Source organism: Thermopolyspora flexuosa, assembly GCF_006716785.1.
GTDB classification, from domain to species: Bacteria; Actinomycetota; Actinomycetes; order Streptosporangiales; family Streptosporangiaceae; genus Thermopolyspora; species Thermopolyspora flexuosa.
In genome coordinates this window covers 5,100,913-5,124,801 of sequence record NZ_VFPQ01000001.1, presented here as the reverse complement: position 1 = coordinate 5,124,801, position 23,889 = coordinate 5,100,913, and the positions used below count along the sequence as shown (strand labels likewise).

20 protein-coding genes are annotated in these 23,889 nt (G+C 72.8%); 5 read left to right on the top strand and 15 right to left on the bottom strand.

Annotated elements, in window-relative coordinates:
- Window positions 1–166: 166 nt before the first annotated feature.
- The 9 genes from FHX40_RS21980 to FHX40_RS21940 form a co-directional block, all read right to left on the bottom strand.
- The gene (locus FHX40_RS21980) at window positions 167–664 is read right to left on the bottom strand and encodes a Pycsar system effector family protein (protein ID WP_142261375.1); all 498 of its coding nucleotides are present in this window, start codon (window positions 662–664) and stop codon (window positions 167–169) included.
- Window positions 661–2,073 (bottom strand): hypothetical protein, encoded by a 1,413-nt coding sequence (locus FHX40_RS21975; RefSeq protein WP_142261374.1) that lies wholly within the window; start codon window positions 2,071–2,073, stop codon window positions 661–663. The genes FHX40_RS21980 and FHX40_RS21975 overlap by 4 nt, the downstream gene beginning before the upstream one ends.
- Window position 2,074: 1 nt before the next feature.
- Window positions 2,075–3,364 (bottom strand): OmpA family protein, encoded by a 1,290-nt coding sequence (locus FHX40_RS26130; RefSeq protein ID WP_142261373.1) that lies wholly within the window; start codon window positions 3,362–3,364, stop codon window positions 2,075–2,077.
- Entirely contained in the window at window positions 3,361–4,149 is a 789-nt protein-coding gene (locus FHX40_RS21965) for a hypothetical protein (RefSeq protein WP_142261372.1), read from the bottom strand. Before FHX40_RS21965 ends, FHX40_RS26130 begins: the two co-directional genes overlap by 4 nt.
- Window positions 4,150–4,235: 86 nt before the next feature.
- Window positions 4,236–6,464: a hypothetical protein gene (locus FHX40_RS21960; RefSeq protein WP_142261371.1), complete on the bottom strand. Its 2,229-nt coding sequence runs from the start codon at window positions 6,462–6,464 to the stop codon at window positions 4,236–4,238.
- On the bottom strand, window positions 6,461–7,291 hold the full coding sequence (locus FHX40_RS21955; protein ID WP_142261370.1) for a hypothetical protein: 831 nt from the start codon (window positions 7,289–7,291) through the stop codon (window positions 6,461–6,463). Before FHX40_RS21955 ends, FHX40_RS21960 begins: the two co-directional genes overlap by 4 nt.
- Window positions 7,292–7,407: 116 nt before the next feature.
- Window positions 7,408–8,121: a Crp/Fnr family transcriptional regulator gene (locus FHX40_RS21950; RefSeq protein WP_142261369.1), complete on the bottom strand. Its 714-nt coding sequence runs from the start codon at window positions 8,119–8,121 to the stop codon at window positions 7,408–7,410.
- A gap of 269 nt (window positions 8,122–8,390) precedes the next feature.
- Window positions 8,391–9,560: a glycosyltransferase family 4 protein gene (locus FHX40_RS21945; protein ID WP_142261368.1), complete on the bottom strand. Its 1,170-nt coding sequence runs from the start codon at window positions 9,558–9,560 to the stop codon at window positions 8,391–8,393.
- A 150-nt stretch (window positions 9,561–9,710) separates the two neighbouring features.
- Window positions 9,711–10,679: a sulfotransferase family protein gene (locus tag FHX40_RS21940; RefSeq protein WP_142261367.1), complete on the bottom strand. Its 969-nt coding sequence runs from the start codon at window positions 10,677–10,679 to the stop codon at window positions 9,711–9,713.
- A 270-nt stretch (window positions 10,680–10,949) separates the two neighbouring features.
- Between FHX40_RS21940 and FHX40_RS21935 the strand changes: the two genes are divergently transcribed.
- From FHX40_RS21935 to nfi, 4 genes are all read left to right on the top strand, one after another.
- Window positions 10,950–11,513: an MFS transporter gene (locus FHX40_RS21935; RefSeq protein WP_142261366.1), complete on the top strand. Its 564-nt coding sequence runs from the start codon at window positions 10,950–10,952 to the stop codon at window positions 11,511–11,513.
- Window positions 11,514–11,983: 470 nt separating this feature from the next.
- Complete coding sequence (locus FHX40_RS21930; protein ID WP_142261365.1) at window positions 11,984–12,601, top strand: copper chaperone PCu(A)C; 618 nt, start codon at window positions 11,984–11,986, stop codon at window positions 12,599–12,601.
- A gap of 7 nt (window positions 12,602–12,608) precedes the next feature.
- Complete coding sequence (locus FHX40_RS21925) at window positions 12,609–13,838, top strand: Dyp-type peroxidase (protein ID WP_142261364.1); 1,230 nt, start codon at window positions 12,609–12,611, stop codon at window positions 13,836–13,838.
- A gap of 112 nt (window positions 13,839–13,950) precedes the next feature.
- Window positions 13,951–14,649 (top strand): deoxyribonuclease V, encoded by a 699-nt coding sequence (nfi, locus tag FHX40_RS21920; protein ID WP_142261363.1) that lies wholly within the window; start codon window positions 13,951–13,953, stop codon window positions 14,647–14,649.
- Window positions 14,650–14,858: 209 nt separating this feature from the next.
- Here nfi and panD read toward each other — a convergent pair whose 3' ends face one another.
- From panD to FHX40_RS21890, 6 genes are all read right to left on the bottom strand, one after another.
- Window positions 14,859–15,284: an aspartate 1-decarboxylase gene (panD, locus tag FHX40_RS21915; RefSeq protein ID WP_142261362.1), complete on the bottom strand. Its 426-nt coding sequence runs from the start codon at window positions 15,282–15,284 to the stop codon at window positions 14,859–14,861.
- 645 nt (window positions 15,285–15,929) lie between these two features.
- Window positions 15,930–16,175 (bottom strand): PASTA domain-containing protein, encoded by a 246-nt coding sequence (locus tag FHX40_RS25265; RefSeq protein ID WP_229788494.1) that lies wholly within the window; start codon window positions 16,173–16,175, stop codon window positions 15,930–15,932.
- A gap of 338 nt (window positions 16,176–16,513) precedes the next feature.
- A complete protein-coding gene (locus FHX40_RS21905; protein ID WP_142261360.1) occupies window positions 16,514–18,346 on the bottom strand; it encodes an ABC transporter ATP-binding protein in 1,833 nt (610 codons plus the stop codon).
- Window positions 18,343–20,157, bottom strand: a complete 1,815-nt coding sequence (locus FHX40_RS21900) for an ABC transporter ATP-binding protein (protein WP_211350351.1) — start codon at window positions 20,155–20,157, stop codon at window positions 18,343–18,345. The genes FHX40_RS21905 and FHX40_RS21900 overlap by 4 nt, the downstream gene beginning before the upstream one ends.
- 5 nt (window positions 20,158–20,162) lie before the next feature.
- Complete coding sequence (locus FHX40_RS21895) at window positions 20,163–20,396, bottom strand: MbtH family protein (protein WP_142261359.1); 234 nt, start codon at window positions 20,394–20,396, stop codon at window positions 20,163–20,165.
- 123 nt (window positions 20,397–20,519) lie between these two features.
- Complete coding sequence (locus tag FHX40_RS21890; RefSeq protein WP_170198924.1) at window positions 20,520–22,592, bottom strand: bifunctional copper resistance protein CopD/cytochrome c oxidase assembly protein; 2,073 nt, start codon at window positions 22,590–22,592, stop codon at window positions 20,520–20,522.
- A gap of 208 nt (window positions 22,593–22,800) precedes the next feature.
- On the opposite strand from FHX40_RS21890, the gene FHX40_RS21885 reads away from it, so the two are divergent.
- Window positions 22,801–23,670 carry a VOC family protein gene (locus FHX40_RS21885; RefSeq protein ID WP_142261357.1) on the top strand — a complete coding sequence of 290 codons (870 nt, stop codon included), beginning with the start codon at window positions 22,801–22,803 and terminating at the stop codon, window positions 23,668–23,670.
- The last annotated feature ends 219 nt before the right edge of the window (window positions 23,671–23,889 follow it).

Below are 23,889 nucleotides of genomic sequence, written 5' to 3'. Positions count from 1 at the left end.
GTAGCAATCGGGCTAGGCTGAGAGCGCTCTCACGGCAGGGTCCGGGGTGCGGCGACCGCGCTCGCCGCACCCCGGTGCTCGCACGGCCGCGGTATGGCACCACCGCCGTCACGCTTTTGCAAACCGATCTTGACTCATGTTAGATCGAAGGTCAAGTCGGTTGCGATCACGCGAGGAACGGCGAGGCCACCAGCGCCGCGGTCGCCACCGCCAGCGTCCACACCCCCGCCTGGATGAGCCGGTACTTCGTCCGCACCAGCCTGCTCAGCACCGCGATCTGCTGCGCCAGCGCCTCCAGCTCGGTCCGCGAGGACCGCTCCAGCGCGGCGACCAGGGCGTACGGCGAGCTCTGCCGTACCGCGTCGCCGTAGAACCGGATCAGCTCCCCGGCCCGCCCGTGCCCCAGCCGCGGATACACGGCCGCGAGGAACATCACGATCGCCGTGCACGTCAGGGCCGCGCCGCACCACCACAGCCACTGCCCGTCGCCGAGGTAGTGCGGCCGCCAGTCCCCCGCGAACAGCCCGCCGAGCGCCGCCCCCACCGCCACCGCCGTCGCCCCGAGCATGATCGACGCCTTGGTGTCGGCCCGGCTCACCTCGGCCCTGATCTCGCCGAGCAGGTGGCGTGCGTAGGCGGCGGCCTGCTCCGTCGGATCCGTCATGGGACCTGGTCCGCCAACCGTGCGGGCACCGTGGCCGCCGTGACCGGGGCGCCGTCGCCGCGCTGCGCGACCCACGCCTCGCGCAGCCGCCGCAGCTCCTCCGCCAGCGGCTCCGGCTCGAACCGCCGGAGCGCGTCGTCCACCTCCTGCAGCGCGCCGAACTCCGGCTCGGGACCGGTCACGCCGTGCAGCTCGGGGCGGAGCCGGTCACGAAGCGAGTCGGTGCGCCCCGCGGTGGCGAAGGCCGGAGGCACGCCGCCCGCCTTGTCGTGGAAGCCGCGGGAGTAGAGCACGAACTGGTACGCCGCGGCGTACCGCTCGACGATCCGGGCGATCATCTCCTCGCGCAGCGCCTTCAGGTCGCTCCAGGCGACGTCGTGCCGCTTCACCAGCTTTCCCGCCTTGCGCAGCAGGCGCGTGGTCGCCCGGTTCGCCCGCCGCAGCCGCCTGCGGGCGCGGTACTCCTCGCTCACGAACGGGTCGTAGGCGACGATCTTCAACGCCAGCGCGCAGAGGGTGAGCGTGAGGATGAGGATCGCCACGAAGTCCGTGGGCAGCTCGAGGTACGGCACGTCGCCGGCCTGCCCGAGCGAGGCGTTCGCCTCCCGGGTGCGCTGCACCGCCCAGACCAGGGCACAGATGACGAGCATGGCGGGCAGGGTGAGACGGAACACCCAGTACGCGAGCCCGGCGAGCCCGCGGGCCAGGCCGGTGCGGCGCAGCTGCCGCTCGTGGTGGGTCCGGCGGGCGCGGTACACCGGGCCGCCGAGGATCGTGCCGGAGATGAGCAGCCCGACGGTGAGCGCGAACCCGGGCAGCAGGGTGAGGACCTCCTCCAGGGCGCTGATGTCGGTGTTCCCGACGAACTGCTGGAAGACCCCCTTGAAGTACCAGGTGTCGAAGAGGCCGACCGCGATGACCGTGGGCCAGGCGAGCGCCCGCAGCCAGAGCGGCGGCGGTTTCGCCCCGCTCTCGATCCGCGCCTCCGTCACCCGCCGGAGCTCCCGCACGGCCGCGCCGAGTTCCTCGGCGTGCACGAGCGCGCGCAGCTCGGTGAGGGACGCCTCCGCCGCGTGGTACGCGCCGATCAGCCGCTCCCGCTGCGCGTTCAGCCGGTCGGCGTGCCGCTGCACGAGCTGCGACCCCTGGTTCTTGGCGTACAGCAGGGCGTGCGCCTCCAGGTTGTCGAGCTGCTCCGGCCGCCGGGCCGGGGTGCGGTGCAGGTAGGCGTCGAAGTTGCGCTGCCAGCAGTCGCACCCGTGGTGACACAGGTGCACCGGCGCGACGCCGTTCGGCGCACCGGTGTTCGCGCCGGGCGGCACGAGCCGGCCGTCCAGCGCGCCGTCGTCGTCCTGCGGGAACCGGCCCTCCGGCGCATCGTCGTCTCGGTTGAATTCCTTGCCGGTCATGTCAACCACGCACCTTGTACTTGATCTCCACCCGGCGGTTGCACTGCCGCGCCGCGGCGCTCGTCCCCGGGCACTTGGGTGACGTCTCGCCCTTCCCGACGACACGGATGCCGCCGAGCCCGGCGTCCTCCAGCACGCGGCGCACCGCCTCGGCGCGCCGGAGCGAAAGGTCCTTGTTGTACGCCTCGTCGCCCTGATCGTCGGTGTGCCCGGCCACCTCGACCCATTCCGGCGCCTTCGGGATGACCTTTTCCGCGAACGCCTCCAGCGCCTTGCGCCCCTTCGCGGAGATTCGGTCCGAGTCGACGTCGAAGAGCAGGTCACTGGGGAGCGTCTCGGTACGGACCGGATTCGGCGGCGTCGCGATGGGCCGGAACCGGACGGGTTCGTCCGCGGCCCCCTTCGCCGCCGCGGCGCCCTCGGCGAGTTGCGGCCGGTCGGTCGACCTGACCTGGCAGCCGTCCTTGGCGCCGGTGACCTCAGCGCACATCTCCGTCCACAGGGTGCGCAGCCACTGCCGGTGTGGCTCCTCGGGCTCCGGGTGCCCCGGTCCGACCACGCCCACCCACGGCAGCAGCACCTCCCAGCCCTTCAGCTCGGGTACGGCCCGCTGCCGGGCGCAGGCCCGGACGATGCGCTTGGCGTGGCCGATGTCCCGCATCGCGGTCTGGCGCAGGTCGGCGCAGCCGGTCGTGGCGAGTCCGTCGGTGGCGATGACCAGGGTGCGCCGTGCCCGGCTCGTCTCCTGAGTGCCCACCTGGAACGCGGCCATGACGTTGCTGCCCCGTTCCGCGGCGGGCTCTCGGACCGCCTGGCCGATGCGTTCCCGCAGGCAGGCGCTCGTGTTCCCGGCGAAGATCTGCCGGTTACGGTCACCACCGGTCATCCGCGGCAGGTAGATAGGCGCACCCTGCCAGGTGATGCTCTCCCCGCCGTCGATCGTGCCGATCCTGATCACGGCCGGCGTGCCGATCGACGGGATCAGCGCCGCCTCAGAGCCGAAGCTGATCGAGCCGTCCTGCTGCGGCACACCCCTGCCGCCGAAGATCGCCGCGTACCAGTCGGGGCTCTGGCCGGTCTCCGCGTCGCGCATGGAGGGGCTGCGGTCGATCACCACGACGACCTCCTGCGCCGTCGGGGTCTTGTCCCGGGCCATGCGCTCGATCGCGGCGCAGGCGGCACCCGGCACCGGCTCGGCGGTGACGGTCGTCGGGTCGTTGAAGAGCGAACACGCGGACACGAGGAGGAGGCCGGCCAGAGCGGCGGCCGAGCGCAGTGGAGGAGCGTTCATGCGTCTTCCCACGGAAGCCGAGTCGAGGGTTCGGGAACGTGCACACCGAGCTGCCGGAGAGCGACCCGGAGCGCGCTCTCGCTGTTCTTGGCCAGGTCGAACACGTTGACCTGCTGCTGGCTGGCGATGACCTTGTCGAGCGTCTTGAGGAACTGGTCGACGGCCTCCTCGCGCCGGCGCTCCATGTCCTCGATGACCTTCGCCGCCTCGCCGTCGGGGATCTTCACGGCGTGGCGGCTGCGCCAGTTCTCCTCGCACTCCTCGAGGAAGCCGAGCCACAGGTCGCGCTGCTGCCGGAGGGTTCCCACCCGGATGTGGGTGTCCTCCAGCTCATCGCGCCGGTTCATTACCTTGCGGTAGAACTCGCGCCGCTGTTCGCGAAGCTCCTCGCTGAGCCCCACCCACGCCTGCACGGTGAGCTTCACCGTCGCGTTCTCACAGTCGTGGATCGGCCGGAAGAACGCCGCCGCCAGCTCCTTGTTGACCGCCTCCTCAGCCTCGTGCGGGAGGTTGGCGAGGAACTGCCGGGCGGTAGCGCGGATGACGTTGCGAATGTCCCGTTCCACCCCTCGCCGCCTCGCGTTGATCTCTGCGGCGAGATCCGGCTTGGGGTCGAACGTCTTCGGCTGGGCGCACCAGGTGCACCACACCGTCACGACGAAGTCGTACGCGTCGCCGCGAGCGGGCGTGTTGATCACCAGCGGCTCGTCCCACACGTGCAGGCCCTCGCCGGGCGGGTGATCGCACGGCTGGGGCGGCGGCTGGAGGAACCGCTGGACGAACATGATCGGGATGTCCGGTCCCTCGCCGGCGCATGCGGGAAGAGCCGAGTGGCGTCGGAACAACCGTCGAAGTCGCTGGAGGATACTCATCAGCCGGAACCGCCCTCCATGAGCTGGTGAAGGTGTCGGCACAGGTCGGCGCTCGCGATGCGGTTGTGGTACCAGTGGCACAGATGCAGCCGGAGCGGCCCGTGCAGTACGGCGGGGCTCGTGGTGAACACGCGCTCGACGACGGATCGGTAGCGGTCCGATGAGTCATCCCAGTCGGCCAGCCAGGATGCGAGCGCTTCCCAGGTCTCGGACACCGGCGGTGCGACTCCGTGTTCCTGCGCGGCCGAGCTCAGGCCGTAGCTCAACGCGTTGATCCAGGCTTTGGCGAGCCGTCGCTCGGTGAACGGCCACGACTCGGTCTCCAGATCGTCGAGTTGCAGCCGGTCCGGTGTCGCACCCTTCCTCATGGCGAGCCGGGTGAGGGCGAGGGCGGCGGTGCGGCGAAGACCGGGGTGATCGTCTTCGCTCCAGCGGGCGAGCTCCTTGAGGATCGCGGAGGCGGTGGTGAGGTGGTACACCTCGGTGAGCGCTCGCCCGACGGAGTCGTGCAGGTAACGATTCCAGCGCGTGGACTGGCGCACCATGGTTCGGAAGGCCCAGAGCGCCTCGGCGATCCGTTCCCGGCCGATGAGTGAGCCGTAAGCGCGCGCCGCGGTGCGTCGCGCGGTCGCAGTGCGCACCCACCGGGCAAGGCAGTCCAGCACCTGCTGGGACGGGTCCGCCGCGTACGCCGCCTCCAGCGTCCAGGCGGCGAGCCACGAGTCGTTCTGCCGCCTCGTACCGACCCATTGGTTCAGGAACTCGGCCTCGATCAGTTTGAAGTCGAAGGCCGCGATGCGCCCGATCGCGTGGGCGACCTTGAGACGGACCTCCCAGTCCTGCCGGTCCTTTCGCTGGGCGAGCAGCTTCAGCCAGTCGAGGATCGCCTCGCGGATGCTCTCTCCGTCCTGCCAGGCCACCTCGAGGATCGCGCCCGCGAGCCTGGGGCGGCGGAAGCGGACCCTGGTGACGCTCTCCCGGACGAGGCGTTCGGCCTGGGCCGACTCCAGCCACTCGGGAAGCCACTCCCATGACGGGGAGGCCGCCGCCTCGGGTACCGAGTTGGGCGGCGCCAGCCTTTCGAGCAGGAGAGTGGCGGCGCGTGACACCGTGACCAGCGGGAGTTCGTTCAGCACCGCGAGGCTGATGAGGAAGCAACGCCGGTGCAGTGTGGAGTCCTCCTGGAGCAGCTCCTTCGCCAGCTTGCGCAACGCGTCCGGGAGACCGGAGGAGAAGTCCTCGGCGCGCCCACCCCCGGCGAGGAAATCGGCCGCCTGCATCGCCAGGTCGTCGCTCTCCCGAGGCAGCCGGTGCTCGCTCGCGATGTCCGCGAGCGCCTGGAGGGTGGACTGGGTGCATTCATGACCCCGCTGCTGCAGGTGCCATATGAGGCGGCTCTCGAACACCTCGCGGGGATCAGAGGGCTCGTGCGCGATCTCGGGGCAGCCGGGTAAACCGTCCGGGCCGGTCAGAATGACGAAACGACCCTGCAAGGTTTCCGCGATACCCCGGAGGTGGCGTATCGCCGCGTCCCGGCCACGCCGGACCCACTCCTCGTCGGTGGCGTCGATCACGTAGCCCGTGTGCTTGTCGAGCCATGCCGCCTCGATCCGGCGTGGGTCCTCAACGCCGTCGAGCCATCCGTGACTCCGGAGTTCGGGTTTCTCGGCCACCCACATGGCCAGGGCGGCGAGTGCGGTCCAGAACCTCCCGCTGTTTGCGGGCCCCTTCAGCACGACGACCTCGTCGTCGCGGAGCTGCCGTACCAGCTTTTCGTATGAGGGGGTCGGAACGAAGGTGTTTTTGATCTCCGATGCAAGCCTCGCGCCGACCAGATCAGGTTTGATCGTTCCGGAGCGTTCCAGCCCTATGTTGATGTCGCGGATGGTGATGTTGCCGGTGCGTGTCCTCAGGAGAACGCCGCCTTCGACGTGATGGGAGGTGTGGACGTACGTCCGCAGGCTCTCCTCGCGCATCCGGCTCTCCACGGCTTCGCGCGCGAGCCGCTGGCCGAGAGGCTTGTCGGCCTCCTCATCGTCCCCTTGGTCCTGTGCCTCCGTGTTCCGGTCGGCCGCGGTGCCGGAATCCGCATTCGGCGTGCCGTCAGCGTTCGCGGCGACGGAATCCGAATCCGGAGTGGTGCCGGTGGCCTGGGGAGTGTCGGCAGGCGAGACAGGGGCGTGCTCGGCGGCGGTGGCGGTCTCGGGAATGGGTGCCGGTTCGGTCATCTGCGGCCGCCCAGGTTGATGTCGCGGATGTTGATGTCACCCGAGTCGGTCTGGTTCACCACGGAATTCCGAATGTTGTGGGCGGACTGGGTGCGGGGTTGCACGTGGTTCGGCGCCGGCGGCGAAGGCGGGGAGGGGGACGGACCGGGAATCCCACCGGAGGGCGGGTCGGGGTCCGTGCCCGGCGGTGAGTCAGGGGGCAGGCTGAAACGGTCCAGCTCGGGGATCTTGAAGAGATCGCAGTTCGGCACGTACAGGTAGGCGCGGTACCGGTTCCGCTTCACCGCGACGTGGACCGGGCGGAAGGCGGCGAGGTCGAGTGAGCCGTACCCGGCGCTGAGGTGGTCGGTGTAGATGCGATCCGAGACGATGACCGCCAGGTCCGCACCCTGGCAGGCGGCCAGCGCGACCCGCAGCGCCTCGGCGTCGATCAGCCGGTTGACGGCCACCGCGGGATCGCCCGCGATGCCGGTGGCGGCGTCGGTCCGTACCGGGCCTTCGTGCAGGGACATGCGCAGGCGGATCGGGGTCCACGGGCGGGGTCGCCTGCGGCGGTTGTGGGTGCCGAGGAGGACGTTGAGCTCCTCGATGAACGTCTCCGCGAAGCGGTCCATCTGCGTGTCGGCGGGCAGTACGGCGAACAGGCCGTCCCCCGAGAACTGCGGCCAGCAGTCGTTCAGGTCGACGCCCGCCTCGCGCATGGCGGTCTCCACCAGGCCGGTGAGGCTTTTCTGCGCCTGGAACTGCTCCGCCTCGTTCCGGCCGGTGTAGTTCTCGATATCGAGCGAGAGCATCGGATGGATCTTGCGCATGCGGGAGTCGCTCATCCGTAAGCCTCCGGATAAGTCATGCGACGTGGCTGACACGCACCGTGCCACGAGGTGGGCGACACGAACGACGACAAAAGTCGTCGAAAGGGCGAACTTGCTGACCTCGTTTGCGGCTAGGTGACGATGTCCGCGAACTTCGCGAGCCTTGCCTTGTCGGTGATCAGTACGCGACGACGACCCGTCTCGACCAGCCCTTTCGCCGCGAGCCGGCTGAGCGCCCGCTGCACCGATTCCTTGGTGGCACCGATCAACGCGCCGTATTCCGCGTGGGACAGCCGCACGCCGACGTCGACGGCACCCCTCCTCGGATCCATACGCCCGTGGCGGTCCGCCAGCTCGAGCAGGGCACGGCAGAGCCGTACCTCCACTCCGTAGCCGGTGAAGTCGAGCCGACGGCGGCCGGCCTGTCGCAGCCGCTCGCTGAGCATCCGGTTGACGGTGATCGCCACCGAGGGTCTGCGCTGCAGGCAGTCGAGGAAGGCCGGGCCGGGGATGTGGCTGATGAGCGAGCGGCGGCAGGTGGTGATCGTGGCGAACCTCGTGGTGTCGTCGATCACCGCCATCTCGCCGACCAGGTCGCCGCTGACCCGGATGGCGATGAGCGTCTCAACGCCGTTTTCCACGCCCGCTTTCACCGTCACCACCGCATCGAGCAGAACGAGAACACTGTCGCCTTTGTCCCCTTGGCGGAAGAGCATCTCGCCGGCCGAGTGCCATCGAGGGATACCGAGGTCCAGCAGCGCCTTCCGGTCGGCAACCGGCAATTTGGACATGAAGGTGCCCGCGGGCCAGTCGCGGGACGCCAATGGCGTGGGCTGTGGTGCCACCACGTCTCCTGCGTCGTTTGCAGGCAAAACGGATGTTTGGGCGGGATCACCGCCCGATGCCGCAAACTTTACTACTTGTTTTTGGTGATGCTCGATGGATATTTGGTAAAGATTCGAACCGTGGTTTCGGATGCGCCGTACGGGCTGATTATGGATGTGCCGTAAAAAGTGGGCGCGCCGGATATTTTTGTTCTGGCCGGAAATACAGATTATGTCCAGAAAAGCGAACTAAAGCCCGGCCTGAGGACCGGCCGGGCCGCGCGTGACGGTCAGCGCACCGGGGCGGTGGCGCCCTTGGTGGCGAGGAGGTCGGCGAAGAGGGACTCCCACTGGGGCATGACGACCTCGGGGGTGTAGGCCCGGACCGTTTCGCGGGCGGCGGCGCCGAGGCGTTTGCGCAGGTCGGGGTCCTCGATGGCGCGGATCATGGCCTGGGCGAGGGCGTCGATGTCGCGGGGCGGGACGAGCAGGCCGTCCTTCTCGTGGGTGATCACGTCGGCGGGGCCGGTGGGGCAGTCGAAGCTGACCACGGGCAGGGCGTGGGCCATCGCTTCGATCATGACCATGGGGAGGCCCTCGAAGCGGGAGCTGAGCACGAACATCGAGGACTTGGCCAGCTCCTCGTCGAAGGTGTCGCTGCGGCCCATGAGCTTCACGTGCTCGGTGAGGCCGAGCTCGTCGATCTGCTCCTGGAGCCGCTGCTGCCGCGGGCCGGTGCCGAAGATGCGCAGCCGCCAGTCGGGGTGGGCCGCGACGACCTGGGCGAAGGCGGGGATGAGCAGGTCGAAGCCCTTCTGCTTGTACAGCCGCCCGGCGGCGATGACGATCTTGCTGTCCGGGTCGCAGGGCTTGCGGCCGGCGAGCGGCGTGGCGTTGGGGATGCGCTCGATCCGGGTGCCGGGGAGCACCTTGCGGTACTCCTCGCGGTCGGTGTTGGTGAGCACGACGACCGCGTCGCAGCGCGGGTAGTACTTGATGATCTGCTGCCTGGTGTCCGGCTTGTGCGTGGCGAGGTTCATGTGCTCCTGCGCCACGTGCACCACGTGGCGCGGGGCGAACCGGGCGCCGATGATGTTCAGCGCCGGGCGGGTGGTGACGAGGATGCCGCCGTCGAGGCTCGCGACCGCGTCGATGGTGGCGCGTTCCACCCGTTCGGTGAAGTAACGGGCGGCGAACTCGTCGCTGGGCACCACCCGGCCGCGCAGCTTGCGGCGGATCCGGCGGAACAGGCTGTCCGGGCCGTACCCGTCACGCTGGTCCACCAGCGTGCTGATCCGCACCCTGGGGTCGAGGGGGAACTGCGGCTTGGTACGGCGCCGCACCACGCTGACGATCTCCACGTCGTGACCGGCCGCCGCCATCGCGCTCGCCTGGTTGAACACCGTGCGGATGGTGCCGCCCATCCCGTAGGCGTGGAGGAGGAGGTACCGGATTCTCACCGTCGATCACCTTCGCTCAGGCGGATTCCCGCCTCGTCCACCTGCCCGCCGGGGCGGTGCTCAGACCGAGGCCGGACCGGCGTCGGGAGCGGGATACGGCCCGCGGACGCGTTCCCCTGCCGCGGCCGGAACCGGGGCCGGGACACATGGCTAGGCGGGCGTCTCCTGGTCGGGCTTCTCCGTGCTCGTGTCCGTGCCGGTCTCGGCGCTCTGCCCGGCGGACCCGCCCTTCTCCTTCGGCAGGTAGCCCCAGGCCACGCACATGGGCCGGAGCAGCTCGGGGATCTCGTCGGGCTTGGGCAGCTCCCGGCCGGGCAGCACCTTGCCCGCGCGGATCTTCTCCTTCCAGTCGCCGAGACCCTTGACGATCACGTCCGGCATGCCGTACTCGAGCATGCCCGGCTCGTACGGCACGCCGAGGAACTCGCAGATCCGCTTCGCCTCGGCCTCCGGGTCGGCGGTGAGGTCCTCGTACCGGACGGTGAGCCCCTGCAGCGCCTTGCGCGCCCTGTTCACCGCGCGCATGTAGCGCAGGGCGTCCTCGGCGGCCTCCTCAGGGGTGCGCTTGTCCGGGCTCGCCTCGTACCAGGACTGGGCGATGGAGGCCGGGTGGCGCAGCAGGAAGATGTACTTCGCGTCCGGCCAGCAGGTGGCGATCCGCTGGTACGCGAACGCGTTCGCGGGCGTCTTCTCGACGATGTACTTCTTGCCGCTCCGCGCCAGCTCGCGGTGGAGCACCCGGTCCCACAGCAGATGCTCGAGATCGGCCTGGTTGTGGCCGAGTGCCGCCATCGCCTTCTCGGCGAGGTTCGTGCCGAACTGCACCGTCAGCCGGCGGATGTGCAGCTCGTGCGGGGCGTGCAGCATCGAGTGCGCGTTGAGCATCGCGCGCAGCAGCGTCGAGCCGGAGCGCACCGGCGACATGATGAAGATCGGCGACTTGACCAGCCGGTCGTGCTCCGGGTCGGCGGGCGGCCGCACCTGCTCCGGCGGCGCCGTGGGAGCTGGAGTCGCCCGAGCGGCGGCCGGGCGTGGACGGCTCTGCTCCGGCCGGTACCGGGTGATCTGGTACCCGGTGAACTCCACCAGAGCCTCGTTTACCTTGCGTTTCCAGCTCATGCGCGCCGATATTACCCAGTCTTCCTGTGAAAAGAATGTAAGCCGCAAACCGCCGCGGCCACTCTGTGATCAACTCGCTCACCTGCGAGGATACGGCCCGGTCGGCCGATCGCCGGGCTAGGCGACCCGGCGGCGACCGCGTGTCGCAATGCGCAACGTGGAAGATCAGCGGTACGGCACGGCCGCGACGGACGCCGGGTGACGCGGGGTGGTCCGAGTTTCCCGGCCGGGCGGGGGACCGGCGGGGGCGCGTGTCATGATGGCGATGCGATGTTTCCCGCCGCCCTGACGTTCCGTCTCGCTCGGGCCACCGCGTTCGCGGTGGTGTGTCTCGGGCTGGCGCTGGGTGCGCACCTGTTCGCCGGCGGGACGATCACCTGGCGGGGCGTGGGCGTCGGCCTGGCGGTGGGGTACGCGGCCGCGATGCCGCTGTCCGGCCGGGAGCGCACCCTCCGCACGATCATGCCGCTGCTCGGCGCGGTGCAGGTCGTGCTGCACCTGTTGTTCTCGTCGTGGCCCGCCGCGGCGGCGGACGGGGCCCTGGTCGCGAACCTGCACGACGAGTGCACCCCGACCCTGGGGATGCTGATCGCCCACGCGTGGGCGGCCGGGCTCACCGCGGTCTGGCTCGCGCGCGGCGAGGCCGCGTTGTGGCGGCTGCTGCGCGGGCTCGCCGTACGGCTGATCCGGCTGCTGACCGGGCCCTCGGTGCCGAACTTCGCGTCCCCGGTGCCGGTACGGGTGGACCGGGAGCGGCCGCGTCACCAGGCGCCGCCGCGCCATGTGATCAGCTGGCGCGGCCCGCCGTTCCTGCCCGCCGCCTCCGCCGCGTGACCGGATCCGCCACGCCAGGCGGCCCGGGTGCACACCGCGCCGTACGCCCACGGGTGCCGGTACGGCGGCGCGCCGACGCCGCCCGGAACCGTTCCAACGGGCACCGGTGACCCCTTCTGCCCGCGGATGCCCGCCCTGACGGCGGTCCTTCGGCGCGCCCTGTTCCGCACGCCCGGCAACCCGCAGGAACCGGCGTGGCCGAGCCCGACCGCTGCCGGCGTCCGGACGGACCCGTGACACGCCAGGCCGGCGCGCCCGCGACGCCCGTCCCGGTACGGCCCGGCCGGTCCGGCACGCCCATCCGCCCCTCCGCCACCCGCGAGCGTCGCGCGCCTGCGCGACGCCGGGGCCGCGGAGCCTGACGGTCACGCGCGAGGCGGCCGTTCGCCCGCACCGCCGCGCCGGATGAGCGCGGCGGGCACAGCGTTCGTCCCCCAAGACCTTTCGACAGTCAGATGAAGGCGGCACACATGTTCTCTCGTCGCACCGTGGTTTCCGGCGCGCTCGCGCTCCTGCTTCCCTTCGGCCTCGCCGCGTGCGGCTCCTCCGGCACGGACGGCTCGACGTCGGCGTCCGCGAGCCCGGCGGCGGCCGGCTCGTCCCCGGCGCAGACCCCGGCCGCGAGCCCCGCGGCCGCGCTGACCGTGACCGACCCCTGGGTGAAGGCCGCGGACAAGGGCATGACCTCGGCCTTCGCGACCCTCGTCAACAACACCGACACGCAGCTCACCGTGGTGTCGGCGAGCTCGCCCGCCGCGGCCCGGGTGGAGCTGCACGAGGTCGTGGAGAAGGACGGCGAGATGGCGATGCAGCAGAAGGAGGGCGGCTTCGTCATCCCGGCCCGGGGCAGCCACACGCTGCAGCCCGGCGGCGACCACCTCATGCTCATGGACCTCACCGGCCAGGTACGGCCCGGCGACGAGGTGGCCTTCACGCTCACCCTGTCCGACGGCTCGACGGTCGAGTTCACCGCGGTGGCGAAGGACTTCGCCGGCGGCGACGAGAAGTACCACGGCGACGAGTCCCACGGCGACAGGTCGGACGGCGACAAGGGCCACGGGGACGAGACGGAAGCGGACAAGCACTGAGGTGGCCATGCATGAGCAACGACTGACGCGCAGGAACCTGCTCACCGGCGGCGCGGTCACCGCGGCGGTGGGCGCGCTCGCCGCGTGCTCCCCCGGCAGGGCGGCCCAGACCACGTCCGCCGCGGCCACCCGGCAGCCGGACGCCCAGCCGGACGTGCCCACCGGCAAGACGGTCGAGCCGTTCCACGGCGAGCACCAGGCCGGGGTGGCGACGCTGCCGCAGACGTACGCGGCGTTCGTCGCGTTCGACCTGAAGCCCGGGGTGGACCGCGAGGCGATGGGCCGCATGATGCGGCTGCTCACCGACGACGCGCGGCGGCTCACCTCGGGCACCGGCGCGCTCGCCGACACCGAGCCGCACCTCGCCGAGTTCCCGGCCCGGCTCACCATCACCTTCGGGTTCGGGCCGGGGATGTTCGAGAAGGCCGGCCTGGAGAAGCAGCGCCCCGCCTCGGTCAAGGAGCTGCCGAAGTTCCCCATCGACCGGCTCGAGAAGCGGTGGAGCGGCGGCGACCTGCTCATCCAGATCTGCTCCGACGACGCGGTGACCCTCGCCCACGCGCTGCGCATGACGGTGAAGGACGCCCGGTCGTTCGGCACGGTGCGCTGGATCCAGCGCGGGTTCCGCCGCCCGCCGCACGTGCAGGCGGCCACGCTCACCCAGCGCAACCTCATGGGCCAGCTCGACGGCACGGTGAACCCCAAGCCCGGCACGCCGGAGTTCGACCGCGCCGTGTGGGTCTCCGACGGCCCCGAGTGGTTCCGCGGCGGCACCACGCTCGTGCTGCGCCGCATCCGCATGGAGCTGGAGACCTGGGACAAGGTCGACCCGGTGGCCCGGGAGTTCACCATCGGGCGGCGGCTCTCCGACGGCGCCCCGCTCACCGGCAACGCCGAGCACGACGAGCCCGACTTCGAGAAGACGACCCCGGCCGGGCTGCCGGTGATCGGCGAGTACGCGCACATCCGCCGGGCGCACGTGGCCGACCCGGCACTGCGCATCTTCCGGCGGGCGTACAACTACGACGACGGGCTGTCGGAGGACGGCGTGGCCGACAGCGGCCTGCTGTTCGCCTCCTACCAGGCGGACATCGACCGGCAGTTCCTCCCGATCCAGCGCCGCCTCGCCGAGGCCGACCTGCTCAACGACTGGACCACGCCGATCGGCTCGGCCGTGTTCGCCATCCCGCCCGGCTGCCGGGAAGGCGGGTGGATCGGCGAGACCCTGCTCGCGTGAGACCCACGTGAGATGATCCGGAACGACCCGTCCCGGCGGCCCGGCCCCTCGGCGGGCGGGGGCCGCCGGGCGGAGCCGTACCGACGGGCGCTGAGCGAAGGGTGGCGACGCGATGCGGGTGGCGGTGCCGCACCGGTGGCCGGTGGACCGGGCCGAGGCCGAGGCGATCCAGGACCGGCTCCGGCCGCGGGTGCGGGTCGAGCCGGACGACGCGCCGCCGCCCCGGCCCCGCCTCGTGGCCGGGCTCGACGTCGCGTACGCCAAGGACGACGAGCGGCTCGCCGCCGCGGTGGTGGTGCTCGACGCGGCCACCCTCGAGGTGGTGGAGAGCGTCACCACGGTGGGGCGGGCGGCGTTCCCCTACGTCCCGGGGCTGTTCGCGTTCCGCGAGCTGCCCACCCTGGTCACCGCGCTCGAGCGCCTCACCGTCACCCCCGACCTGCTCGTCTGCGACGGCCAGGGCGTCGCCCACCCGCGCCGGTTCGGGCTCGCCTGCCACCTGGGGGTGCTCACCGACCTGCCGTCGATCGGCGTGGCCAAGCAGTCGCTCGTCGGCGACCACGCCGATCCCGCGCCGCAGCGCGGCGCCTGGTCGCCGGTGCGGGACGCGGGCGAGGTCGTCGGGCGGGCGCTGCGCACCCAGACCGGGGTCAAGCCGGTGTACGTCTCGGTCGGCCACCGCGTCTCCCTCGCCGCGGCCACCGACCTCACGCTGCGGCTCGCCCCGGCCTACCGCCTGCCCGAGACCACCCGGCACGCGGACCGGCTCTCCCGCGAGGCGCTTCGCGCCGCCCTCGGCACCCCGGCCTGAGCCGCTTGCCGGCGGCCGACCGCCGGGCGACGGTGGGTTGGGGTACGGCGGAGCATGACGTGGAGGCGGGCACGGTACGTGGGCTTTGGAAACCGTCCGTGCCTTTCCGGCCCGGACCTCCGACGTCACCACGGCCTGCGGCCCGAGGACGCGGCGCCCGCCGGGCGCGGGCGCGAACGGCGGCCGGGGTGACGTCGCCCGCGGGGCCGTCAGGCCCCGCCCTCGACCGTGCGGCCGCTGCGCTGGTCGGCCGCCCCGGGGACGGGGGCCGCCGCGTCGTCGCCGATCTCGATGATCCGGTTGTGCTCGTCGACGTGGACGACGCGGGGTACGTGCGTCTTCACCTCGTCCTCGTCGACCTGCTTGAACGACATGATGATGACCTTGTCGCCGGGGGATACGAGCCGCGCCGCGGCCCCGTTGATGCCGATGACCCCCGACCCGGCCGGGCCCTCGATCACGTAGGTCGTCAGCCGCGCGCCGTTGTCGATGTCCACCACGTGGACCTGCTCGTTCTCGACGATGTCGGCGGCCTCCATGAGGGTGCGGTCGATGGTGATCGACCCCACGTAGTGCAGATCCGCCTGGGTCACGGTGGCCCGGTGGATCTTGCCGCCGAGCAGGACACGCTGCATCGATGACCTCCATGGGATGTGTCGGCGCCGCGGGCGTCCGGCCACCCGGTGGGCTCCGGTCGTACCGGCCTCGCGTCAGGCCAGGTCCCGGCCATCTCCGGGGGCCGGTTGGCGGCCCCGCGAAGGTGGTCAGGGCAAGGAGCCTGACAAGGCCACGTGTTCGCTCCCGTAGCTTATGACCCCCGCGATGCCTGCCTGACCGCGAGGTGTCCCCTCCTCGCGCGCTTGCCGGGTACGGCGGAGCCACGAGCCGGCCTGCCGGCGACGCCCAGGGCGGGGAACGCCGCCTGTTGCGAAGGCCTGCCCCTGGAACCCGGGCGGCGACCGATGGAGCCGAGGATGATCCACCGGCTGACCGGCCCTTGCCGCGCCGGGCCGGTACCGGTTTTGGCCTGCCGGTGGTGGGCGGCTCAGCCTGGTGGCGGGTGGCCGGCTCCGGGCGCTGCCCGCGGAACACGGCGAGGCCGGCGGCGGACACGGCGTCGAGCAGGGCGTCGTCCGCCACGCCGGGCACGTCACGGTCTCGCCGAGGTCGTCGCCGTACGCGAAATGACGCGACGGCATCCGGACGACGACCAAAACGGTTATGGCACGGTCACGAGAGCCGTGAGCCGTCGATCACGAATTCCGACGCAGGGGCGAAGGTCACTTCTCCGCGGCGGAATCGTCGCGCCAGGTGCTCAGGGTGCGCAGCGGAGGCGTCGGAACGCGGGGCTCGCGCACCCCGCTGCCGTCACCGGGCGGGACGGCTCTCGTCCACACGGTCACCGGAGACCAGCGGGCCACGCGGGCGCCCGGCCCCGGATACTGGGCGATCACCATGCCGTGCAGCAGCGGGTTCGGGCTGTCGGGATCGGGCCCTTGGAGCAACACCCCTACGTCGTGACCCATCAACCAGGCGTTCAGCGCCTGCAGTCCGCGGAAATCGGGAACGGTTACGTCATTCGTCACTACATGGTCACCACGTCGATCGTACCTCTCCGCCGATTCCCTGTGGCCCCTCGAAAACCGCGCCCGATGGAGAATCCACCGAAATCCCACCGATTTCGCGACGGCATATCGCCCGTGTCCCGGGAGAATTCCTTGATCACCGCGGCCGGCGGTTTCGGTGGCGGACCTGAAGCGATCCGGCACCCGGTTTCGTTACCCGACTGTCGTTCCTACGCACAACGCAGACGGGCCGAAGCGGCGAGGCCGCCCCGGCCCGGTGACGCACCAGCCGCCCGCCGTCACCCGCTCGGCGCCGACGCGGCCGGTGCCGAACCCGGGTCGGTCACCTCCGAGCGGGGGCGTGCCTCCCAGGAGCGCCACAGCTCCGCGTAGCGGCCGCCCGCCGCGACGAGCTCGTCGTGCGTCCCCTCCTCGACGATCCGGCCGCCTTCCAGGACCACGACGCGGTCGGCGGAGGCCGCCTGGGTGAGCCGGTGGGCGACGACCAGCGTGGTACGCCCCTCGGTCGCCGCGGTGGCCGCCCGCTCCAGCACGCGGGCGCCGAGGCTGCCCGCCTCGGCCGTGGCCTCGTCGAGGATCGCGATCGGGGGATCGACGAGCACGAGCCGGGCGAGCGCGAGCTGCTGGGCCTGGGCGGCGGTGAGCTCGTGGCCGCCCTCGCCGATCACCGTGTCGAGGCCGTCGGGCAGGTCGCGTACCCACTCGGCCGCGCCGACCCGCTCCAGCGCCGCGCCGATCTCCTCCGGCGTGGCGTCCGGCTTGGCGAGCCGCAGGTCCTCGATGAGCGGCCCGGCGAAGACGTGGGTCTCCTGGGTGAGGATCACGACCTGGGCGCGCAGCCGTTCCGGCGGCAGCTCGTGCACCGGCACGCCGCCGACGAGCGCCGTACCGGAGCCGGGGGTGAGGATCCCGGCGGCGATCGCGGCGAGCGTGGTCTTGCCCGCGCCCGTCGAGCCGACGAGCGCGACCCTGCTGCCCGGCTCGACGCGCAGGCTCACCCCGCCGAGGACCGGCGTGACGCCGTCGTAGCCGAACCGCACGTCGCGCAGCTCGAGCGAGGCGTCGGCCGGGGTACGGCGGTCCGCCGTGTCCGCGTGCGCGTCGTCCGGGAGCGTGATGATCCCGACGAGCCGGGCGAGGCTCGCGCCCGCGGCCTGCATCTCGTCGAACGTGAACAGCAGCATGGTGATCGGGTTGAACAGCCGGTGGAACAGCACCGCCGCCGCGGCCGTCTCACCCACGGTCACCGCGCCGCCCCGGACGAGCAGGAACCCGACCGTCAGGATCGCGGCGAGCCCGAAGAACTCCGCCCGGTTCACCCGCCCGGTGAACCGGGTGACCAGCACGAACACCGCGACCTCGATGTCCCGGGCGAGCCCGGAGGCCGCGCCGATCTCCGCCAGCCGCCGCTCCTCCATGCGGTAGGCGCGCACCGTGCGCGCCCCCTGCACGGTCTCCACGAGCCGCTGCGAGGCCTCGGCCGCCGCCCGCCGCTGCCGGGCGTACTCGGGCGCGGCCCGCGGCAGGTACCAGCGCAGCGCCAGCACGTACAGCGGTACGGCGACCGCCCCGGCGAGGCCGAGCCGCCAGTCGATCCCGGCCATCGCGGCGAGGCTGAGCGCGCCGAGCAGCAGCGCCGAGACGACCATCGGGATCACCTCGCCGATCGCCCTGCCGATCGCCGCGGTGTCCGAGCCGACCCGGGAGAGCAGGTCGCCCCGCCCGGCCCACTCCAGGGTGGTGACGGGCAGCCGCAGCGCGCGGGCGACCGTGCGCTCCCGCAGGACCGCGAGGATCCCGGCCCCGAGCCGGCCGATGAGGTACGCCGAGACCCCGGTGGCGATCCCGCCCGCCACCGCGGCGACCACGATCACCACGGCGATCGTGACCAGCGCCGACTGGGGCGCGTGCTCCCGCACCCGGTCGACGAGCACGCCCAGCGCGTACACCGGCACCACCGACGCCGCCGCGCCGAGCACCCCGGCGAGCAGCGCCGCGCCCGCCAGGGTCCAACGGGCGCGCAGCTCAGCCCACAGCCACGCCCAGGTGCGCCGTGGCTCCGCGATCGGCAGCAGCCGGTCCGGCCCGGTGGGGGAGAGGCCCGCGCTCATCGCAGCACCGCCCGCCGGTAGTCCGCGTCGGCCGCGACGAGCTCGTGGTGCGGCCCGTCGGCGATCACCCGGCCGCCGTCGAGCACGACGACCCGGTCGGTCACCGCGAGCATCGCCGGGCTGCTCGTCACCACCACCGTGGTGTACGGCGGGCCGTCCCCGGGCGCGTGCCGCAGCGCGCGGATGCCGTTCGCGATCGCGTGCTCGGTCACCGAGTCCACCGCCGTGGTCGGGTCGTGCAGCACGAGGATCGGCGGGCGGGCGAGCAGGGCGCGGGCGAGCGCGACCCGCTGCCGCTGGCCGCCGGACAGCCCGGCGCCGCGTTCGGCGATCACGTGGTCGAGGCCGTCCGGGTGGGCCGTGACGACCTGGTCGGCGGCCGACGCGGTGAGCACGTCGGCGAGCACGTCCGCGAGCGCGTCGATCCGCTCCGCGGCCTCGGGGTCGCCGCCGACCGGCGCGCCGGCGGGCCGGGGCGCGGTGGCCACGGCCGGGGCTCCGGCGGGCACGCCCGCGGTGATGTTGGCCATGATCGTTCCGGAGAACAGGTCGGTGTGGTGGGGCTCCACGAGCAGGATCTCGCGCAGCCGCGCCGGGTGGGTGCGGTCGAGCGCGGCCCCGCCCACGAGGACCTCGCCCGCGTACTCCTCGGGAGACGCCTCGGCGGCGAGCAGCCGTACCAGGGACTCGCCGTCGGCGGCCCGGTGGGCGACCACGCCGACGAACTCGCCGGGCCGTACCTCGAGGTCGACGCCGTCGAGCGTGCCGTACCGGACCGAGCGCAGCACGAGCCCGGGTGCGTGCCGCCGGGGGGTCTCCGGGCCGTCGGGGAGCAGCGGCTCGGTGGCGAGCACCTTCGCGACGCGGTCGGCGGAGGCGCGGGCCTCGGCGACCCAGCTCGGCAGCATGGCGAGCGTGGTCATCGGCTCCATGAGGAACTGGGCGAGGCCGATGACGGTGATGAACGCGCCGACCGTGATCCGCCCGTCGAGCGCGAACCAGCCGGCGAGGATGGCGACGCCGCAGGCGAGCAGGGCGCCGCTCGCCGTGCTCGCCGCGAGGTACCCGCCCTGGGCGCGGGCGGCGCGGATCATGGCGAGCATCGACTCGCGGTTGGCCGCCCGGTACCGGCGGGTGGCGGCGGCCTCGGCGCCGATGCCGCGCAGCGGGCGCAGGCCGCTCACCAGGTCGGTGGCGAGGGAGGCGGCCTTGCCTGCGCGCTCCTGCTGCTCGGCGACCCGCCGGGTGATGCGCGGGGTGCCCGCCTGGAGCGCGGCGAGCACGAGCGGGGTGCCGACGAGTACGGCGAGCCCGAGCGGAACGTCGATGACGAGGAGGGCGACCCCGCTCACCGTGGTGGCGGTGATCGCCCCGGCGATGCGCGGCACGTAGTCGAGCAGGTAGGAGGTGTTCTGCGCGTCGGTGCCCGCGATGGTGAGCAGGTCACCGGTGCGCGGCTCGGTGCGGATGCCGCGCGGGTCGGTCGCCTTCGCCGCCACCTCGAGGCGCAGCAGGTGCGCCTCCTGCGCGATCGCGCGCATCAGGATCCGGGCGCCGAACCGCCACACCGAGGTGAGCGCGAGGAACAGGGCGGCGAGCCCGGCCAGCCACGCCGCGAGCGCGTACGGGTCGGCCGGGGCGATCGCCTGGTCGACGATGGCGCCGATGAAGATCGGTACGAGGGACTCGCACACCTGGTGCAGGCTGATCAGCACCGTGCCCAGGGCGAGCCGCCGCGCGTTGCGGGTGAGGGTGCGGCGCAGGACACGCCCGCCGGTCCAGCGCGGCGGCGTCGTCGAGTCCGTGGTCACTCGGCCTAGCTTGCCGTACCCGCGGCAAGACGCTCACGCAGTTTTTTCGGGCGCAGGTCGGTCCAGTGCCTCTCGACGTAGTCGAGGCACTCCTGGCGGGGGCGGCCGCCGTCCTCGCCGAAGACGACGCGCCAGCCCTGCGGCACCTCGCGGAACGTCGGCCACAACGAGTGCTGCTCCTCGTCGTTGACCAGGACGTAGAAGGTGCCGTTGTCGTCGTCGAACGGATTCCCGGACACCACGCCTCCTTCGCTGCGCGGGCACACCCAGGCCCTCGCAATATTAGGCAGACCTAACTAAAGTAAGGCAATCCTAATAAGCTCGCTCCGGGGTGGCCGAGGGTGGCCCAGGCGGTCCGCGACTCAGCCGGGCACCGGCGTCCGGGCCGACCGCCGCAGGCGGCGCCGGGCCGCGTGCCGCCACAGCAGCAGCGTCACGATGAGGGCCGCGAGCGCGGCCGTGGTCAGCCCGAGGCCGAGCAGCGCGCCGACCCGCTGGTCGAGGTCCCGGACCGGGGCCCAGGACAGGGCGAGGTTGCCGTACCAGGAGGCCGCCATGATCGGCCCGGCGAGCACGTACAGCGCGCAGCCCGCGTGCGCCGCGAGCGCGAAGCCGAGCAGCCGCAGCCGGGTGTACAGCGGCACCGGACGCGGCAGCGGGTCCACGCCCGCCACGACCGCGAAGAAGACCACGCCGGTGCCGGCCAGCACGACCTGGGTGAGCAGCCGCCACGCGTGGTCCGGCTGCACCACGCCGAAGCCGCCCAGCGGGAACAGCACCAGGTACGGCACGGCGTGCACGGCGAGCGCGACGGCCGGGTGGGCGAGCACGCGGAGCAGCGGCGCCGTCTCGACCGCGCGGGGCAGCCCACGGAACGGGGCGGCCGGCGCGGACGTCGCCGCGAGCGCGAGGGTGAGCGGCGCGCCGAAGGCCAGCAGCGCCGGGGCGACCACCCCGGCCACGGCGTACTGCACGGCCGCGACGGAGAACATCGCGGGCGCGTACGCGCCGACGCCGCCCGCGAGCGCGTAGGCGAGCAGCACGAGCCCGGCGAGCCAGGCCGCGGTCCGGCCCGCGGGCCAGGGGTGACCGGCCCGGGCGAGCCGCCGCACGCCCACGAGGTAGGCGATCGCCGCGCCGAGCAGCGGCAGCAGCACGAGCGGGTCCGGCCGCGCCTCGACGAGCAGGTTGAGCGCGGTGAACGGCCGCAGCGCGTAGCCGAGCAGCCCCTCCTGCCCGTACACCTCCCCGGTGTCCGGCGGCGGGGTGCGCGACAGCGCGACCGCGAGCCCGAACACGGCCGCCATCACCACGACCTCCCCGGCGGCGAGCCGCAGGAAGGGCCGCCGCGCCCGCGCGGTCCCAGGTGTGCCGGGAGCCGTCCTGGCGCCCGGTCCGGCCGAGGCGTGCGGAGGCGGGTCCGGCGACAGGGCGGCGGGCCCGCCGCCCGTGGCCTTGGCCCGGCCGTCCGGGACGGGCTCCGCCGCCCCGGTGCCGGGTCCGGTCGCGGCGGTGCCGGTCGCCGAATCGGCGGTCAGCAGGGCGATCGTCCGGCGCCGGTGGCGGGCGCCGAACCAGCCGAGTACGGCGAGCGCGGCGAGCTTGGCCAGCACGAGCAGGCCGTACCGGGACTCCCAGAGCATCGACGGGGGATCGAGCCGGATCCACGCGTTGTAGAGGCCGGACACCGCGGCGGCGACGAAACAGCCCAGCGCGAGCGCGCTGAACCGGCGCACCGGGCCGTCGAGGTCGGGCGCGTTCCGCAGGCATGACAGCAGCCCGGCGAGCCCGCCCGTCCAGACCGCGACGGCCACCACGTGCAGCATGAGGCTCGACACCGCGAGGTTGTGGTCGGCCGCCGTCGCCGAGTGGCCCACGTACGCGGGCGGCAGCAGCGCGAAGACCGCGAGCACGAGCGCCGCCACCCGGACCGTGCCGGGCGACGGCAGCCGGTGCAGCGCGGCGCACGCCGCCGCGACCACCGCGGCGAGGCCCGTCACCAGCAGGAACGCCCGGCCCTGCGGGATCTGGAGGGCGAACGCGACGAGCGTCTCGGAGGCGAGCGCCTCCTGCACCGGCAGCCCGAGGAAGTCCGACAGCGTGAGCGCGAACGTCAGCGCCGCGCCGGCCGCCCAGGCCGCCGCCCACCAGCGCGCCCCGCGCGCGATCCGGGTGCGCTCGTGCTCGTCGCGCCCGAGCGCGAGCACGACCGCGGTGACGAGCAGCCCCACGGTCATCGCCGCGCACACATCGAGCACGAGCCGCACCAGGGGCAGCCCCCACAGCGTCACCGGGCCGGGCGACGGAAGCCCGGGGATGGTCGGCCGCGGCCTGCCGCCGCCGAACCACAGGCCGAGGGCGAGCACGCCGACCCCGGCCGCGACGATGGCCCCGCCGTACGCGGGCCGTGCCGTACCCGTGCCACGAGATGCCATGCCCCCAGCCCTTCCGACTGGCGGCTTTTTACCCGCTGTGCCGATCAGTGGAACGGGCATGGACTCCGGCATACGTCCTCGGTATGAGGGGCGGGGTTCGCCTGCCACCGGGTGAAAAGCGGGTCGATATCCGTGCCGCCCGGGACCACGCTGTGACCGGGCCGCCCGTGCCCCTCGGCCGGCCGATCGAACCACTGGGAGGCGCCCGTTGGGCATCACGTACGCCGAAATCGGCTGCCGGAACCTGTCCGCGTCGCTCGACTTCTACCGCGGCATGCTCGGCCTGCGCCCGCTGGCCGACCCGCCCGGCCCCACGCCCCCGGGCGTGGCCTGGCTCGACGCGGGCCCGGCCGGGATCCGGCTGGTCGAGCGGCCCGACGGCGATCTGGCCGGCGGGGAGGGCGACGACCTGCAGCGCGGCATCCGCCACGTCGGCTTCCGGGTGGGCAGCGTGCCGCGGTACGCCGAACGGCTCGCCGACGCGGGCGTCGAGTTCACCCTCGGCCCGTTCCAGGCCCCCGGCGACGTGTGGATCGCGTTCTTCCGCGACCCCGACGGCGCCAACCTGGAGATCATCGACCGGCACCTGACGTACACCACGGTCGTCTCCCCGGACCTCGCCGAGGAGGAGCGCCGCGCCGCCGCCCGCCGCGGCCCCGACGCCGGGCCGTCCTTCGACCACGTCGCGATCACCGTGGCCGACCTCGACCGCACCCTCGCGTTCTACCGCGACCGCCTCGGCTACCGGGTGATCGGCGGCCTCGACCAGCCGGGCGACCCGCGGGGCTTCCGCATCCACTTCCTGCGGGCGGGCGCCGCGGTCCTGGAGATCTTCAGCTTCACCGCCCCCACCACGGACAACCCGTGGGACCCCGACCGCCCCCGGGTCGGCCTGCGCCGCATCGGCATCGGCCCGTACGGCACGGCCGCCGACGCCGCGGACCCGGCCGAGCTGGCGGCCCGGCTCCGCGAGGCCGGGGCCACGCCGGTCCCGGGCCACGACGACCTCGTCACCGACCCCGACGGCGTGCCGCTGTGCGCGCACGTGCCCCGGCCGCAGGCGTCCGCCGAGGCGTGAGCGCCGTACCCCGGGCCGGAGCGGGCCTCGGGGTACGGCGGGCCGTGCCGTACCCGGGCGACCTGATTTCGCCTGTTTCCGCTATCGTCCGCCAACAGGTGTCCCGGGGGTGGTGGCGCAGGGTAACGGTTGGAGAACTCCCGGTGTCAAAGCGGTGAGCAATACCTGAGTATGGGAGAGTGGCGACCCCCATCCGCTCCCCCCGAAATCGGATGGCTC

What these genes read in the sequence shown, in the direction of transcription:
- FHX40_RS21980 (WP_142261375.1), bottom strand. Translation starts at nt 664, where the DNA reads ATGACGGATCCGACGGAGCAGGCCGCCGCCTACGCACGCCACCTGCTC.
- FHX40_RS21975 (WP_142261374.1), bottom strand. Translation starts at nt 2,073, where the DNA reads ATGACCGGCAAGGAATTCAACCGAGACGACGATGCGCCGGAGGGCCGG.
- FHX40_RS26130 (WP_142261373.1), bottom strand. Translation starts at nt 3,364, where the DNA reads ATGAACGCTCCTCCACTGCGCTCGGCCGCCGCTCTGGCCGGCCTCCTC.
- FHX40_RS21965 (WP_142261372.1), bottom strand. Translation starts at nt 4,149, where the DNA reads ATGTTCGTCCAGCGGTTCCTCCAGCCGCCGCCCCAGCCGTGCGATCAC.
- FHX40_RS21960 (WP_142261371.1), bottom strand. Translation starts at nt 6,464, where the DNA reads ATGACCGAACCGGCACCCATTCCCGAGACCGCCACCGCCGCCGAGCAC.
- FHX40_RS21955 (WP_142261370.1), bottom strand. Translation starts at nt 7,291, where the DNA reads ATGAGCGACTCCCGCATGCGCAAGATCCATCCGATGCTCTCGCTCGAT.
- FHX40_RS21940 (WP_142261367.1), bottom strand. Translation starts at nt 10,679, where the DNA reads ATGAGCTGGAAACGCAAGGTAAACGAGGCTCTGGTGGAGTTCACCGGG.
- FHX40_RS21935 (WP_142261366.1), top strand. Translation starts at nt 10,950, where the DNA reads ATGTTTCCCGCCGCCCTGACGTTCCGTCTCGCTCGGGCCACCGCGTTC.
- FHX40_RS21930 (WP_142261365.1), top strand. Translation starts at nt 11,984, where the DNA reads ATGTTCTCTCGTCGCACCGTGGTTTCCGGCGCGCTCGCGCTCCTGCTT.
- FHX40_RS21925 (WP_142261364.1), top strand. Translation starts at nt 12,609, where the DNA reads ATGCATGAGCAACGACTGACGCGCAGGAACCTGCTCACCGGCGGCGCG.
- nfi (WP_142261363.1), top strand. Translation starts at nt 13,951, where the DNA reads ATGCGGGTGGCGGTGCCGCACCGGTGGCCGGTGGACCGGGCCGAGGCC.
- panD (WP_142261362.1), bottom strand. Translation starts at nt 15,284, where the DNA reads ATGCAGCGTGTCCTGCTCGGCGGCAAGATCCACCGGGCCACCGTGACC.
- FHX40_RS25265 (WP_229788494.1), bottom strand. Translation starts at nt 16,175, where the DNA reads ATGGGTCACGACGTAGGGGTGTTGCTCCAAGGGCCCGATCCCGACAGC.
- FHX40_RS21905 (WP_142261360.1), bottom strand. Translation starts at nt 18,346, where the DNA reads ATGAGCGCGGGCCTCTCCCCCACCGGGCCGGACCGGCTGCTGCCGATC.
- FHX40_RS21890 (WP_170198924.1), bottom strand. Translation starts at nt 22,592, where the DNA reads ATGGCATCTCGTGGCACGGGTACGGCACGGCCCGCGTACGGCGGGGCC.